Annotated in this window: 12 protein-coding genes; 2 read left to right on the top strand and 10 right to left on the bottom strand. The window is 54.1% G+C overall.

The annotated features are described in order from the left end of the window. The 4 genes from SSARUM_RS07585 to SSARUM_RS07570 form a co-directional block, all read right to left on the bottom strand. A complete protein-coding gene (locus SSARUM_RS07585; RefSeq protein WP_033637742.1) occupies positions 1-690 on the bottom strand; it encodes an acylneuraminate cytidylyltransferase family protein in 690 nt (229 codons plus the stop codon). An 88-nt stretch (positions 691-778) separates the two neighbouring features. Beyond that, complete coding sequence (gene wzc / locus SSARUM_RS07580) at positions 779-2,926, bottom strand: tyrosine-protein kinase Wzc (RefSeq protein ID WP_039566818.1); 2,148 nt, start codon at positions 2,924-2,926, stop codon at positions 779-781. Positions 2,927-2,938: 12 nt separating this feature from the next. Next, positions 2,939-3,373, bottom strand: a complete 435-nt coding sequence (locus tag SSARUM_RS07575; protein ID WP_033637740.1) for an arsenate reductase/protein-tyrosine-phosphatase family protein — start codon at positions 3,371-3,373, stop codon at positions 2,939-2,941. Between the two features lie 14 nt (positions 3,374-3,387). Further along, positions 3,388-4,524, bottom strand: a complete 1,137-nt coding sequence (locus tag SSARUM_RS07570; protein WP_033637739.1) for a polysaccharide export protein — start codon at positions 4,522-4,524, stop codon at positions 3,388-3,390. Between SSARUM_RS07570 and SSARUM_RS07565 the strand changes: the two genes are divergently transcribed. After that, the gene (locus SSARUM_RS07565; protein ID WP_162062228.1) at positions 4,460-4,771 is read left to right on the top strand and encodes a hypothetical protein; all 312 of its coding nucleotides are present in this window, start codon (positions 4,460-4,462) and stop codon (positions 4,769-4,771) included. The genes SSARUM_RS07570 and SSARUM_RS07565 overlap by 65 nt on opposite strands. 201 nt (positions 4,772-4,972) lie before the next feature. Here SSARUM_RS07565 and SSARUM_RS07560 read toward each other — a convergent pair whose 3' ends face one another. Both SSARUM_RS07560 and galU read right to left on the bottom strand, forming a co-directional pair. Next, positions 4,973-5,866 (bottom strand): UTP--glucose-1-phosphate uridylyltransferase, encoded by an 894-nt coding sequence (locus SSARUM_RS07560; protein ID WP_033637738.1) that lies wholly within the window; start codon positions 5,864-5,866, stop codon positions 4,973-4,975. A gap of 53 nt (positions 5,867-5,919) precedes the next feature. After that, a complete protein-coding gene (gene galU / locus SSARUM_RS07555; RefSeq protein ID WP_033638708.1) occupies positions 5,920-6,816 on the bottom strand; it encodes a UTP--glucose-1-phosphate uridylyltransferase GalU in 897 nt (298 codons plus the stop codon). Positions 6,817-7,425: 609 nt separating this feature from the next. Here galU and SSARUM_RS07550 point away from each other — a divergent pair. Further along, a complete protein-coding gene (locus tag SSARUM_RS07550; protein ID WP_033646770.1) occupies positions 7,426-9,009 on the top strand; it encodes a TerC family protein in 1,584 nt (527 codons plus the stop codon). A gap of 31 nt (positions 9,010-9,040) precedes the next feature. On the opposite strand, the gene dcuC is transcribed toward SSARUM_RS07550, so the two are convergent. The 4 genes from dcuC to udk all read right to left on the bottom strand — a co-directional run bounded on the left by dcuC (position 9,041) and on the right by udk (position 13,795). Next, positions 9,041-10,393 (bottom strand): anaerobic C4-dicarboxylate transporter DcuC, encoded by a 1,353-nt coding sequence (gene dcuC, locus SSARUM_RS07545; RefSeq protein WP_060387480.1) that lies wholly within the window; start codon positions 10,391-10,393, stop codon positions 9,041-9,043. A 175-nt stretch (positions 10,394-10,568) separates the two neighbouring features. Further along, complete coding sequence (gene asmA, locus SSARUM_RS07540; protein ID WP_033646771.1) at positions 10,569-12,401, bottom strand: outer membrane assembly protein AsmA; 1,833 nt, start codon at positions 12,399-12,401, stop codon at positions 10,569-10,571. 44 nt (positions 12,402-12,445) lie between these two features. After that, positions 12,446-13,027 carry a dCTP deaminase gene (dcd, locus tag SSARUM_RS07535; RefSeq protein WP_004938917.1) on the bottom strand — a complete coding sequence of 194 codons (582 nt, stop codon included), beginning with the start codon at positions 13,025-13,027 and terminating at the stop codon, positions 12,446-12,448. Positions 13,028-13,153: 126 nt separating this feature from the next. Then, positions 13,154-13,795, bottom strand: a complete 642-nt coding sequence (gene udk, locus SSARUM_RS07530) for a uridine kinase (RefSeq protein WP_004938922.1) — start codon at positions 13,793-13,795, stop codon at positions 13,154-13,156. Positions 13,796-13,867 lie beyond the last annotated feature (72 nt).

The following is a 13,867-nucleotide window of genomic DNA, read 5'->3' as shown; positions in this document are numbered from 1 at the left end:
TTATCTCCCACTCCAATTTTTCAAAATTACTTCAACAACCGCCCAGTCCAGCATGGTGTCAATTTCAAAGCTTTCCTCTTCCGACATCTTATGCGCTACAACTTTGCCACCAAGACGATTACCGGTACTGAGGAGAATTTCGCTTTTCGTAACGTAAATTGAACCATTTTCTTTAAGTTTGATATTTTCAGGCTTAATATCTTGCCGACGCGGACGGTTTAAGTAGTCGTAATAGGCTTTCGGATTATCTTCATTTTCCCACAAGAAATGCCAAAACTCACATACGCTCAGCAGTGAATCGGCTTTCTTTTCAATAATCTTTCTGATTGCAGAATCAATCGCATCATCTTTGCGAACAGGAGAAGTAGCCTGCAACAGGACGGTATACTCAGGGTGGTAACTCTCATGTTCAGCCAACCACTCCAGCGTATGCAAAAGCGCGGGCTCAGTCGCAGCGGTATCGTTCGCCAGATGGGCCGGACGCATGAACGGGACTTCCGCGCCATATTCTCTGGCTACGGCAGCGATATCTTCACAATCTGTAGAAACAATAACACGATCAATACTCGAAGAATTTAATGCCTGCTCTATGCTCCAAGCGATTAATGGTTTACCTGCAATTTCTTTAATATTTTTTTTGGGAATACCTTTCGACCCACCCCTTGCCGGAATAATTGCAAGATTACTCATTTATTCTCTCCGAAATTGGATTTTATGCATTACTTTTGAATGAATCAGAAAGCTCCTCATAATGAGGAGCTTTTACATAGAAGGGAGTTTATTTATATTCGTAAGCGTAGTAGCCGTAGGCGCTACCCGATTTATTTTCAACGGCGTTAAGGATAATACCTTTAATTTCCATGCCGTTTTGTTCGAAGCGACGAATACTCACCTCAATCTCTTTCAGCGAGTTCACGCCGTAACGTGCAACCAACAGCGTCGTGCCGACATTGCGCGCCACAATAGCGGCATCCGTTACCGCCAGGATCGGTGGGGTATCGACCAACACGATGTCATACTCTTTGCCCGCCCACTCCAGGAACTCTGTCAGGCGGTTGTGCATCAACAACTCCGATGGGTTCGGAGGAATCTTGCCGCGCGAGATAAAGCTGAGATTCTCGATCGATGTTTGCTTGATCGCTTGCTGCGCCGACGCCTGGCCGGACAACACGTCAGACAACCCCAATCCCAATTCACAGTTCAACAACGAGTGGGCATAACCTTTGCGCATATCGGCGTCAACGACCAAAATGCGCTGACCCGCCTGGGCGATCACCGCCGCCAGGTTAATGCTGACAAACGTTTTACCGATGCTTGGGCTGGCACCGGAAATCATCAGAACGTTATTTTTGGCTTCCAGCGAGGCAAAATGCAGACTGGTACGCAAGCTTCTGACGGCTTCAATCGCCAAGTCCGCCGGGTTGCCCACGGCAAGTAGGGTGTAACTCCTGTTACTGCTGCGCTTGCCGGACAGCATGGTCTCGCGGTCGCTCTTTTGCTGCCATTCGGACAGCGGAATACTCGCGTAAACGTTGATCCCCTGCTGTTCCAACTGTTCCGGACTTTCGATGCCGCGATGCAGCATGGTTTTAAGCAAAACGAAACCGGTGGAGAATAGACCGCCTAACAACGTGACTATCAAAACGATAATGGTTTTTTGCGGTTTAACCGGACGAGGCTGCGTAACGGCAGGATCCACAATACGTACGTTACCGACTGTGCTTGCCTTGGTGATGCCCAGTTCTTGCTGTTTATTCAGTAACTGCATGTAGATCTCTTGCCCTGCCTGTACATCACGGGTCAAACGCAAGATTTCCTGCTGGGTCTTCGGCATAACGCTAACGCGCTTGTTCAGCTTATCTTTTTCTTGTTGCAACGTGGCGCGTTTTTCCATCAACGCACGATAAGCCGGGTGCTCTTTGGTATAAAGCTTGGAAATTTCCGCCTCTTTGAACGTCAGCTCGTTCAGTTGAGCCTCAACCCCCACAATCGTGTCCAAAACAGACTTCGCTTCAAGGGACAAATCGACAGAATCATTCGCCTGACGGAAACGGTTGAGTTTATCTTCGGCACTATCCAAAGAACTACGAACTTCAGGCAACTGATCTTTCAGGAAGTCCAGACTTTTAGCCGCCTCTTCCGATTTACGTTCGACGTTCTGCAACAGGTAATTTTTGCTGATGCTGTCAAGAATGTTTCGCACCAAGACAGGATCATCCCCGACCAGGCTCAACGCCAGCACGCCGGTGTCTTTACCTTTGTCTTCAACCGTCAAAGCATCCAGCAGATTGTTGGTCGCCACCAAACGCGGCAACTTGGCGATTTCAAAGACAGTGCCTGGCTCCGCCGAAATTTCGCTAACCAGCAAAGAAATCCCATGGCCACTCTCCAGCGCGCCAACCTTCCCCTTGATAATCTCGGTGCCGTTGTTGCTCAGCACATATTGCTGGGCATCAATCACGGTCAATTCCAGCTCAACATCGTCAGAGTTGGCAGGCACATTGAGACGGGACAGCGCAATTTTGGCAGGTTCGCTACCCGTCAAACGAGCCCAGCCGCGGCCAAAAATCGGGAAGTACTTCTGCTGCACCACCGTTTCAAGATTCAGATCATCGACAGTCTTACCCGTCACCATGCGTGACTTGATCAGTTCAATCTCCGTGGAAGAACCCGGCTGACTGTTAGGCAACATTTGAGATAGGTCGTTGACCAACGAGTTCCCGACGTTTTGCTCAACCTGAACCATGGCGTCAGCTTGATATATAGGCGTGGCGAACAGGGAATAAATGATACCGGCAACAGAGAATAACGCTGTAATCCCGATGATGAGCCAGCGGTGATCAATTAAAGTTCCCAGCAAGCGACTTAGATCAATCTCATCATGATTATTGGCTGTTGATAAGCCTGGTTTCGTATTATCAGTCATTGTAATCTCTGGTTAACGATTTAATGCCTGGGCCCATTTTTGGGCTGCATCATCAAGAAGGCGGTAAACAAACTCAAACGCTTCGGCGCTCTTTCTGTAAGGATCGGGAATTTCTTTCTGCCCCAACCAATGGGCGAAAAGCATGGTTTTGCCTCTGACCTCCGGCGCCAAGCGGCAAACAGCATCAATATGCCCTTTCTCCATAACCAGAATTAATGAATATTCCCGGCACATTTCTTTCGTCAACTGCCTGGCTTCATGCCCTTCTAACGACAGCTGATGTTTTTCCGCAATGGAAATAGCGCTCTTATCCGCGGTTTTGCCAACCAAGGCACCGATGCCTGCGGAAGCGATCTCTTTGTCCGGCAGATGCTGCTTCAAGAGCCGCTCCCCCGTAGGGGAGCGGCAAATATTACCTACGCAGACAACCAAGATAGAATCAAACATGGCTAGCCTCCCTACTACGGCCAATTACGGATACGCAGTGAGCCTTCCGTGAGATTGTTGAAGCTATCGATGGTTGGTGCCAGCTGAACGATCAGGCGGTTCCAACGCGCGATAGGCGCTGCCGTCACGTAAACAATGTCATACGGTTGCAGATGGAATTCAGCCCCCATCACCAATGCTGTCGCATCGGACATGTTGAGCTGATAAATATTAGCCAGTTTGTCGCCCTGTGTTCCGTGCAGTGGGCGGATAACGAAGACACCGGTCGCATCTGCCGCAGCTTGGCTTATCCCCTGAGAATTGCCCAGCGCTTCCGTCAGCGTCATGCCGCTGCGATCCATTTTTAGCGTCGATGGGGTTTTAACTTCACCCATGACGAACACTTTAAGATCGTCGTTGCGCGGAATATACAGAATATCCCCAGGATAGAGCAGATGGTTCTGAGTCAAATCCCCATTCTGCATCAATTGCTGCAATGAAAGACGCTGTTCTTTGCCGTTGTGGGTCAGGATGATGTTGCGCCAGTCGGCATTCTCCGTCAGCCCGCCGGCGGCGTTGATCGCATCCATCACCGTCAAAGGTACGTTGGTGATAGGCTGCTGCCCGGATTTGGTAACTTCGCCCGTCACGTAAGCTTTTTGCGAGCGGAAAGCGGCGATATTAACGTCAACCTGCGGGCTTTCGATGTACTGAGCCAAACGGGAGGCGATCTGATCGCGAATTTGGGTAACGGTTTTACCCACCACGTTAACCTTACCGATATAAGGATAGAAAATCGTGCCGTCGGAGTGTACCCAGTTGCCTGTGTCGCTGGCGCTGCGGTATTGGCCCGCAGGCGTGGTCAATTCTGGATGGTCCCAAACGGTGACATTAAGGACGTCACCTACCCCGATCCGGTATTCATACGTGCGTAGCGATGCGTCCAACTGCGCATTCGGCTGAGCAACCACCTTTGTCGGACGCATCGAGTCCAACAACTTCGGTGTCATCGGGTAAATGTTAACCATCTTATCGATATCGAAGTCAGCATCTTCTTGTTTTACGACTTCTTTTCCGCTGGTCGATAAATGGGTTCCAGGAAACACGGTGCATCCACTGATTACGCTGATCGATATCAATAGCGATATCACTTTCAATTGTCGTTTTGCCATCAAATTATCATCACTTTCAGGTAAATGTATCTGCAAAGCTACTATGCGCGCCAACCGTGGCAGCGTCTCTGTAACCTTATCAAACTGTCTGTCGCTTGCTGTGCCGTCTCAAAACATGAGCTCTGTTTGCAATTATCAAGAACGTTTATCTGCCGTTGATAAGAGCAAAGCTATTATGAGCGAGGTAAATAAACTGAAATGCCCGGCACCGGTAAAAATCAGTGCGGAGGCAAGTTTAAAGCTTTAATTTTTTAAAAATAACAGCGACTTGTCAGAATCAGACGGCCATACGCATAAAATTCTCTCGCCATAGCAACTTGGCTACTCGCAGTAGAATGTATACTAAAATAAAAATTGGAACAGTGAAATTCCCCAAAATTCAACAACTATTCTAGCTACTCCCGCCATGATGGCAACGGCCCTCATCGAGAGAAGCGATAAGTTTTACTCAAAGCGACAGCCGTTCAGCCCACTCGCGGAACGCTTTGCCTTGGGTCGGGTGACGCAAGCCATAAGTGACAAAAGCGCGCAGGTAACCCAGTTTTTCGCCGCAGTTGAACGATTCCCCCACCAGCTCTGTCGCCTCTACCGGTTTGCGTTTCAACAATTCTGCTATCGCATCGGTCAGTTGAATGCGCCCCCAGGCTCCCGGTTCCGTGGTCTCCAGCAGCGGCCAAATATCTGCAGACAAGACATAGCGCCCCACCGCCGAGTAGTTGGATTCCAACTTGGTTTCCGGCGCCGGTTTTTCGATAATTGATGTGATACGAGCACTTTCGCCAGGAGCCAGGCTGCTGGCCTCACACTCCACCACGGAATAATCGTGCAGTACGTGTTCGTCTGCCTTTTGCACCAAAACCTGGCTCAGACCGGTCTGCTCAAAGCGCGCAATCATGTGTGGCAGGTTGTCTTTCTTCAAATCGGCTTTCGCGTCATCCAGCAAGATGTCCGGCAACAGCACGACAAAAGGAGAATCACCGACCAACGGCTTAGCGCAGAGAACGGCATGCCCCAGTCCTTTAGGCTGCCCTTGGCGAATGTGCATCAGCGTCACGCCTTTTGGCGTTATCGACTGCACCTCATCCAGCAATTGCCGTTTCACGCGCGCCTCCAACATCGCCTCCAGCTCGAATGAGGTATCGAAATGGTTTTCAATGGCGTTCTTGGAAGAATGCGTCACCAGGATGATCTCTTTAATCCCCGCCGCGACGCATTCGTTGACAATGTATTGAATCAACGGCTTATCAACGATTGGCAACATCTCTTTCGGAATCGCTTTGGTCGCCGGCAGCATACGCATGCCCAATCCGGCAACGGGAATAACCGCTTTCAACTTCGTCATGGTAGACCTCATTCAATCTCGTGATCGCTTTCAGCCGCGGTGGCGACAACCTGTTACTTTCCTAACGTCTGCTTCAACCAGCGGCTGAAATTCTCACCTTCCGTACCGTGACGCAGACCATACTGCACAAACGCCTTCATATAGCCAAACTTGTCGCCGCAATCGTGGGACTTGCCGCTCATATGGAATGCTTCCACCGTTTGCTCATCCATCAACATCGCAATCGCATCGGTCAGTTGAATCTCATCGCCCGCGCCGGGAGGGGTTTTCTCAAGTAACGGCCAAATATCGGCGGCAAGCACATATCGGCCGACGACGGCCAGATTGGAAGGCGCATCCTCGCGGGCCGGCTTCTCAACCACCGCCGTCATCGGCGCGCTTTCTCCTGCCGCGATCGTCGCGCCAGCGCAATCTACCACACCGTATTTGGACACATCTTGTTCCGGCACCGGTTCAACCATGATTTGGCTGTAACCCGTATCACCAAAACGCTGGATCATTTTAGCCAGATTTTCCTTACGCAAATCCGCCGTAGAATCATCCAATAAAACATCGGGCAACAGCACAACGAAAGGAGAATCACCCACCATTGGCTTGGCGCACAGCACCGCATGCCCCAACCCTTTCGCCTGTCCCTGACGCACCTGCATCACGGTAACGTCCGGCGGGCAAATACTTTGCACTTCACTCAGGAGCTGGCGTTTCACACGCGCTTCGAGCATGGCCTCCAACTCAAACGAAGTGTCAAAATGGTTTTCAATCGCGTTTTTCGATGAGTGCGTAACCAATACGATATCTTTAATCCCCGCCGCCACGCATTCAGCAACAATGTACTGGATTAAGGGCTTATCGACCACGGGCAACATTTCTTTAGGAATCGCCTTGGTCGCCGGCAACATACGGGTTCCCAACCCCGCAACGGGGATCACTGCCTTGAGTCTTGTTTGCATTTTCATTCCAATTCATCGTAGCGCTGCATTCACCTGCGCAGCGTGAACAAAGGGATTCAATCGGGCACGCTACCGCCCTTGGCTTGCAGCTACCAAAGTACTGTTATGACGTATCCACCACGTCATTGCATGAGCCAAACAATTTTTATGCAAAACGGCTCTCATTCTTCGTTTGAACTGCCATGCCGTTCACAAAAAAGTAAAAAAACCGGTGCCTTTATAACCAAACAATGCTAGTTACTGCCGTTATATGACTAAGATTCTTATACTAATGTCTAAGTGATACAAGCCTTAGATCCCCCCAGCCAGCCGTTTTCAGAATAAGACTACTCATGCCTTATACCGATAAGAATCATAGTCAAGGAAAATTGTTTTAATGTTTTGATTTAAATAAATTTAATAAGGCGTTTCTTTTCTGAGCGCATACATCCCGGTAGATATTTGCGCCCTCCGGCCCCTGGCTCCGTTGGCCACTCGGCGCCGATCGATGTTTGCGGCAATCCTCCTATTCTGATCCACGTCCTCCCGATTAAAGTTGAATTTTGCCGCCTCAACGCCCATCATTCCCGAGCGGCATAAGCCGTAGAACTTACAGGTGAAATTGGGCGTATGGAATGGATCGCTGATCCAACAATTTGGGCCGGCCTGGCCACGTTGGTCGTGCTGGAAATCGTGCTGGGTATAGACAACCTTGTCTTCATCGCCATTCTGGCGGACAAACTACCAAAACAACAAAGAGATAAGGCCCGTGTCGTCGGTCTGTTGCTGGCGCTGGTCATGCGTCTGGCGCTGCTCGCCTCCATCTCGTGGCTGGCGACGCTGACCAAACCGATGTTCATCGTTGCGGAGCACCCCTTCAGCGGCCGCGATCTGATCATGCTGGTCGGCGGGATATTCCTGCTGTTCAAGGCCACCATGGAGCTGAACGAGCGGCTGGAAGGTAAGGATGAAGAGCAGCACGGCGCACGCAAAGGCGCGCGTTTCTGGCCCGTGGTGGCGCAGATCGTGGTGCTGGACGCCGTTTTCTCGCTCGACTCGGTGATCACCGCCGTTGGGATGGTCGATCACCTGGCGGTGATGATGATCGCGGTCTGTATCGCCATCGGCCTGATGCTGCTGGCCAGCAAGCCGCTGACGCGTTTCGTCAACGCTCACCCGACTATTGTTATCCTGTGCCTGAGCTTCCTGCTGATGATCGGTTTCAGCCTGGTGGCGGAGGGCTTCGGCTACCACATTCCGAAAGGCTATCTCTACGCGGCGATCGGCTTCTCGGTAATGATCGAGGCATTGAACCAACTGGCGCAGTTCAACCGCCGTCGTTTCCTGTCAAAGGTGCGGCCACTGCGCGAACGTACCGCCGAGGCTGTGCTGCGCATGCTGAGCGGCAAACATGAAGAAGCGGAGGTCGACAGCCATTCCGCCAACCTACTGGCGGACAGCGACAGCGAAAACGGCGAGATCTTCAACCAGCAAGAGCGGCGCATGATCGAACGCGTGCTGGGCATGGCGCAGCGCACCGTCAGCAGCATCATGACCTCGCGTCACGACGTCGAATACCTTGAGCTGAACGATCCGCAGGAAAAGCTGACGCAGTTGTTGGAGCGTAATCAGCACACGCGCATCGTGGTGGTGGAAAGCAGCGCCAGCGATGAGCCGCTGGGCGTGATCCACACCATCGACGTCCTCAAACAGCAGCTGGCGCAAGCGCCGCTGGATCTACGTGCGCTGATACGCCAACCGTTGATCTTCCCGGAACAGCTCACGCTGTTAAGCGCCCTGGAACAATTCCGCCAGGCGCAGACGCACTTTGCCTTTGTGGTCGATGAGTTCGGCTCCGTCGAAGGCGTCGTCACCCTGACGGACGTGATGGAAACCATCGCCGGCAACCTGCCGGAGGCCGGCGAAGAGGTGGACGCACGCCACGACATTCAGCAAAACGAGGACGGCAGCTGGATCGCCAACGGCTATATGCCGCTGGAAGATCTGGTGTTGTACTTGCCGATGCCGCTGGAAGAAAAGCGCGAATACCACACGCTGGCGGGGCTATTGATGGAACACAGCCAGCGCGTGCCGCAAGAAGGCGAACAAATCAGGATCGGTGACTACCTGTTCGAGCCGTTGGAGGTCAACAGCCACCGCATCCTTAAAGTGAAGATCACCCCGCCTCTCCCAGCGGAGGACTACGAGGTTTAACATTGAGGCCGGGCATTGCCCGGCCTCAATGTTACTGGGGAACCAGCAGCTCCGTCGCCACGATCACCACCACCAGCCCGACAATCACCGGCACCGAAGTGCGCTTCACCACGTCGAACGGCGAGATTTTCGCCATGCCGGAGACCGCCACCACCACACCGGAGACCGGCGACAGCGTGCGGCCGAGATTAGACGCCTGCAGCATCGGGATCACCAGGTAGGCCGGATTCACGCCCATCTGCGCCGCCAGTTTCGGGATCAGTTCGACAAACGCATAGAACGGCGCATTGCCGGAGCCGGTGGTCATGGCCGCCAGCATGGTAATCACCACCAACACCAGCATCATGATCAAACCGCCGGTGCCGAACGACTGCGCCAACCCGATCAATCCGCTGATAAAGCCGACGGTGCTCAACCCCTGCGCGAAGACGCCCGCGGCCACCAACAGCATCACCACGCTGGCGAATGCGTCCGCCATGCCGCGATACGCCACTTCCAGGCCGCTGAATACCTGTTTGGCGCTGAAGCTGCGCACGAACTCGATCGCGGCCGCCAACAGTATGCACCCTACCAGCACGGTAATGATGTGCAGCTCCGGCCCCCATTTGCCGTCGAAGAGCAGCACGCCGAGGATCGGCGTAAACGGCAGTATCGCGTAGAACCCCGGCGCATGCGTTTTGATTTCGCTGACGTCCACGATGTGATGCTGTTCATCACTCTTCCTGTCGAGATAACGCTGCCAGAAAAAGTGCGCCACGGCCATGCAGACGATGGCGGCAATCGAGATAGGCAGCGTGGTTTTGAACGCGAAGTCCACCAGCGGCATCTCCGCCGCCTTGGCCGCCAGCACCACGTCGCCGGAGGTCGGCGCCAGGATAATCGCCGCCGGCGAAGCGCAAATGGCCGCCGCCGCCCCGCGGCTGATGCCAACGTTCACCATCAATGGGAACAGCGTCGCCATCAGCAATACGCCGAGACCAGTGGCGGAAGAGACCGCCAATGACATCAGGCAAGCGACAAAATAGGCCGCCACCATCAGCAGATAAGGCGAGTTGATCATCTGCAACGGGCGCGAGGCCAGCTTGACGACCACGTCGTTGGCGCCGATATGCGTCATGTAGGCGGCGAAACCGCACAGCATCATGATCATCATGCCCAGATCGCCGCCGCGGCTCATCAGCAAGATCTTGACGTATTCGATAATATCGGTCGCGCGCCAGCCGGTAGACGCGGCGCCGGACGGCAACAGCGTTTTCCCCATCAGGGCGCTGATGCCAAGCAGCAGTAACCCGCCCACCATCAAGACACCGGTGGCGGAATATCCTTTGATGATGTAACGGCCCACGCCCGCCGCCACCGCCGCGCCAATAAGAAGCTCTATCATGTTTCCTCAACTCGTTATGTTTTCGCGCTCAGGCGCATAGTCATAGCAAAATATGCTCTTACTCTGCACAAATCGAGCGTGAGTCTTCATGACCTTCATCAAGGTAACGGAGGGAAATTATCGCGGGAAACGCCGATATTGACGCGAGCCGTAAAACGGCCCGCGTCAGAAGGGATTACAGCTTGTCGAGCAGCTTCTTCAGATCCTGGCCTTCGCGCGAATCCTTGTTCTTTTCAGCCCATTTGTTCAGCGCATCTTTAGCCCGATCCTGCAGCGTTTTACGCAGCACCTGATCGACCTGCAGTTGGTAATTCAGCCGTTGCCACGGCCCGTAAACCCGCAGCGGGATCGACGTTTTTTGCAGTTGCTCGATCAGTTCGCCGCGCCCTTGCCAGCCGCCTGTAACGCGCACGTTAAGCGCCATATCGCACTGTTTTGCCGGCATATCGATACTGCCGGCGCCGGTCAGCGCCAGCAAAGGCGAATCCGCCGTCAGGCTGCTGAGCTTGACAGTGCCCTGGCTCAGGCTGGCCCGCGCCGAGACGCTTTTGACTTCGGTATAGCGCTGATAGCTGTCTTGCCCGCGCACGCTGTTATCGTTGCGCGCCACCGCCTGTTGGATCAATTGCTGAATATTCAGGCCGTGCAACTGCGCATCCTGCATCGCCAGCTGCGCCGTACCGCGCCAACGGTGCTCAAATGACTGTGAAGAAAGGCGATCGCCGGTCAAATCCCCTTTCATGCTGAATTTGCCGGTCAGCATCTGCGGCATGTCGAAGGCTTTGAGCACCGTGCCGAGCTCAACCTGGTTCAGGGTCGGCTGCACGTTTATCACCGGTTTATTGCCGCGTGCGTCGAGCGATCCCGGCAAAGAGAAATCACCGCCGGCCAATTGCCCGGCAAGTTTATGCAGCGTCAACAGGCCGCGTTGATTATCCGCCGCGACGGCTAACTGGGTAACGTTCATACCGCGGTAGGTCAACTGCGCCGCCTGCAGATTCAGCTGTGCATTGAAATCGCGCAGCGCTTCCAGGTTCTGCTGCCGATCGTCAACCTGGCTGGCGATCACCGGCGCGGCGGTCACGGCGGGCTGCTCGGCGGTATTGGTGCTGGATTGCCAACCGGAAAGCGCGTCGAGATCGAGATTAGCCGAATTCAGGTTCACCACATAGCCGGGCACCGCCCCCAGGCTGGCGCTGATATCGCCGGTCAACTGACTGTTATTGGCACTGACGTTCAGCTGGCTGACGGCAATTTGCGCCGGCGTCTGCTGATAGACCACCTGAGCATTGCCCTCGCCTTGAATACCGCCGTTCGGAATATCCGCCCCCGACAATTGGTAATTGAACTGGGTCACCTTGGCACCGATCTGGTGCGGGAACTGCTGCAGATCGATATCGGCCGCCATGCTGAAGGCCAGGTCGCGCTGATCGCGGTTGACCCGACTGGAGATGTCCAGCCGCGCCTGCCGTTTCTCCGTTTGCTGCAGGGTAAGATTGATGTCCCGGACATTGATTTGCTCGTTGTCGGCGCGCTGCCAAATCAACAGGCTGTCCACGACGCGCAGGTTATCGATATCGAATTTCCAGGCCGCGTCTGCCGCATCAGCGCCGCTGCCGGCCGGCGCAATCGGGGCGTCCACTTGCGAGAGCTCTTCACTGTCGGGCGTGAGGCGAATGACGGCGTTTTTCAACATCACCTGTTTCACAAACAGCTGATGCGACAGCAGCGGCAACAGTTTGACGTCAAGACGCATGTTTTCCGCGCTCACCACCGGCGCCTTGGCGCCCGGCGCGGTCAGCGTCATGCGCCCGGCCAAAATGCTGAGCTGCGGCCAGATATGCCAACGCAGATCGCCTTCGAGCGTCAGCTGGTAGCCGCTCTTCTGCTCGACCTTTTTGACCATGTAACCGCGAAAATCATTCGGATTGACCAGCAGTACCAGCGCGGACATCCCCGCCACCACGACCACCAGTAAAATCGCCAATGTCGTCAGTAATCTTCTCATGCCACCCTCTTGTCAGCGCCACACCGACGGTGCATCCCGCGCCGTTAGTCCTTGTCGATTCGACTGGCTACTGCGCCCTGCTGATCGCGATATTTTGCGTCCTGCCGGCTGTTGTATGGCCGGGCCGCGGGGCCGGACAACGGCTCAAAGCTTAAGGCACCAATCAGCATCCCCGGCCGCAGCGCCAGCGGCAGCTTGCCGGAGTTGTAAAACTCCAGCACGATGCGCCCGTGCCAGCCCGGATCGATACGGTGCGCGGTCACGTGCACCATCAGCCCCAGACGCGCCAGAGAAGAGCGGCCGTCGAGCCAGCCCACGAGATCGTTCGGCAGCGTCACGGATTCGAAGGTCACCGCCAGGGCCAGTTCACCGGGATGAAGGAAGAACGCCTCGCCTTCCGGCAGGACAATCTCGTCGCTCATCACGCGATCCAGCGCGGCGCTGACTTCGTCTTTCGGCCCGCTAAGATCGATAAAAGGCGCGGTATGGCCGCGGAACACGCGGAACTGATTGCCCAAACGGACATCTACTGTGGCCCCGTTGATGCGTTCGAGCGGCGGGCGCGGGGAAATCACCAGTTTCTCGCTATCCAGCCAGGCTTCTATATCGCGGTCGCACAGTCTCATGTCTTTCTTCTCCATCAAAACGCGTAACTAAACAAAAATTGCCACACAACGGGCGAAAGGTCTACGCCGGGGTGCAAATAGTTGGCCGCCGGCCGGAAATGCGCATTTCCGGCCATGTAAGCGGCATTATTCAAAGAATTGGCTGATTTTGGCTTTCAGAATATCGATCGCGATGCGGTTTTTGCCGCCGCGCGGGACGATGATATCGGCGTATTGTTTGGAAGGTTCGATAAACTGCAGGAACATCGGGCGCACGGTTTTCTGGTATTGCGCCATCACCGAATCCATCGAGCGGCCGCGCTCATTGACGTCGCGCTTCATGCGACGCATCAGGCAGATATCGAGCGGCGTGTCGACAAAGATCGAGAAGTTCATCTCCTGGCGCAGGCGGATATCCGTCAGCAGCAAGATCCCTTCCAGAATAATCACTTTTTTAGGTTCGAGATGGACGGTTTCTTTCTTGCGCGTGTGTTCGGTGTAGCTGTACAGCGGCAGTTCGATCGCCTTGCCGGCCTTCAGCATTTGCAGATGCTGGAACAGCAGGTTGTGATCCATGGCGCTCGGGTGGTCATAGTTGGTTTTGACCCGTTCTTCCATGGTCAGGTGAGTCTGGTCTTTATAGTAACTGTCTTCTGGAATAACGCCGATGTGCTCATCGCCGACCTGCTCGCGGAGTTCGCGGTACAACGTGCTGGCAATAAGGCTTTTTCCGGAGGCAGATGCGCCAGCTATACCAATAATGACGCACTGATGCGGATTGTCAGTCATAAAATTAAAGACCTGATTTCGTATTGTGAAGGGGGGGAACTAAAACGCGACAATTATAGGGAGTCGCCGGGG

Source organism: Serratia sarumanii (genome assembly GCF_029962605.1).
In the GTDB taxonomy this organism is placed as follows: Bacteria; Pseudomonadota; Gammaproteobacteria; order Enterobacterales; family Enterobacteriaceae; genus Serratia; species Serratia sarumanii.
The sequence above is the reverse complement of the archived record's forward strand: the minus strand, read 5'-3'. Positions and strand labels throughout refer to the sequence as shown.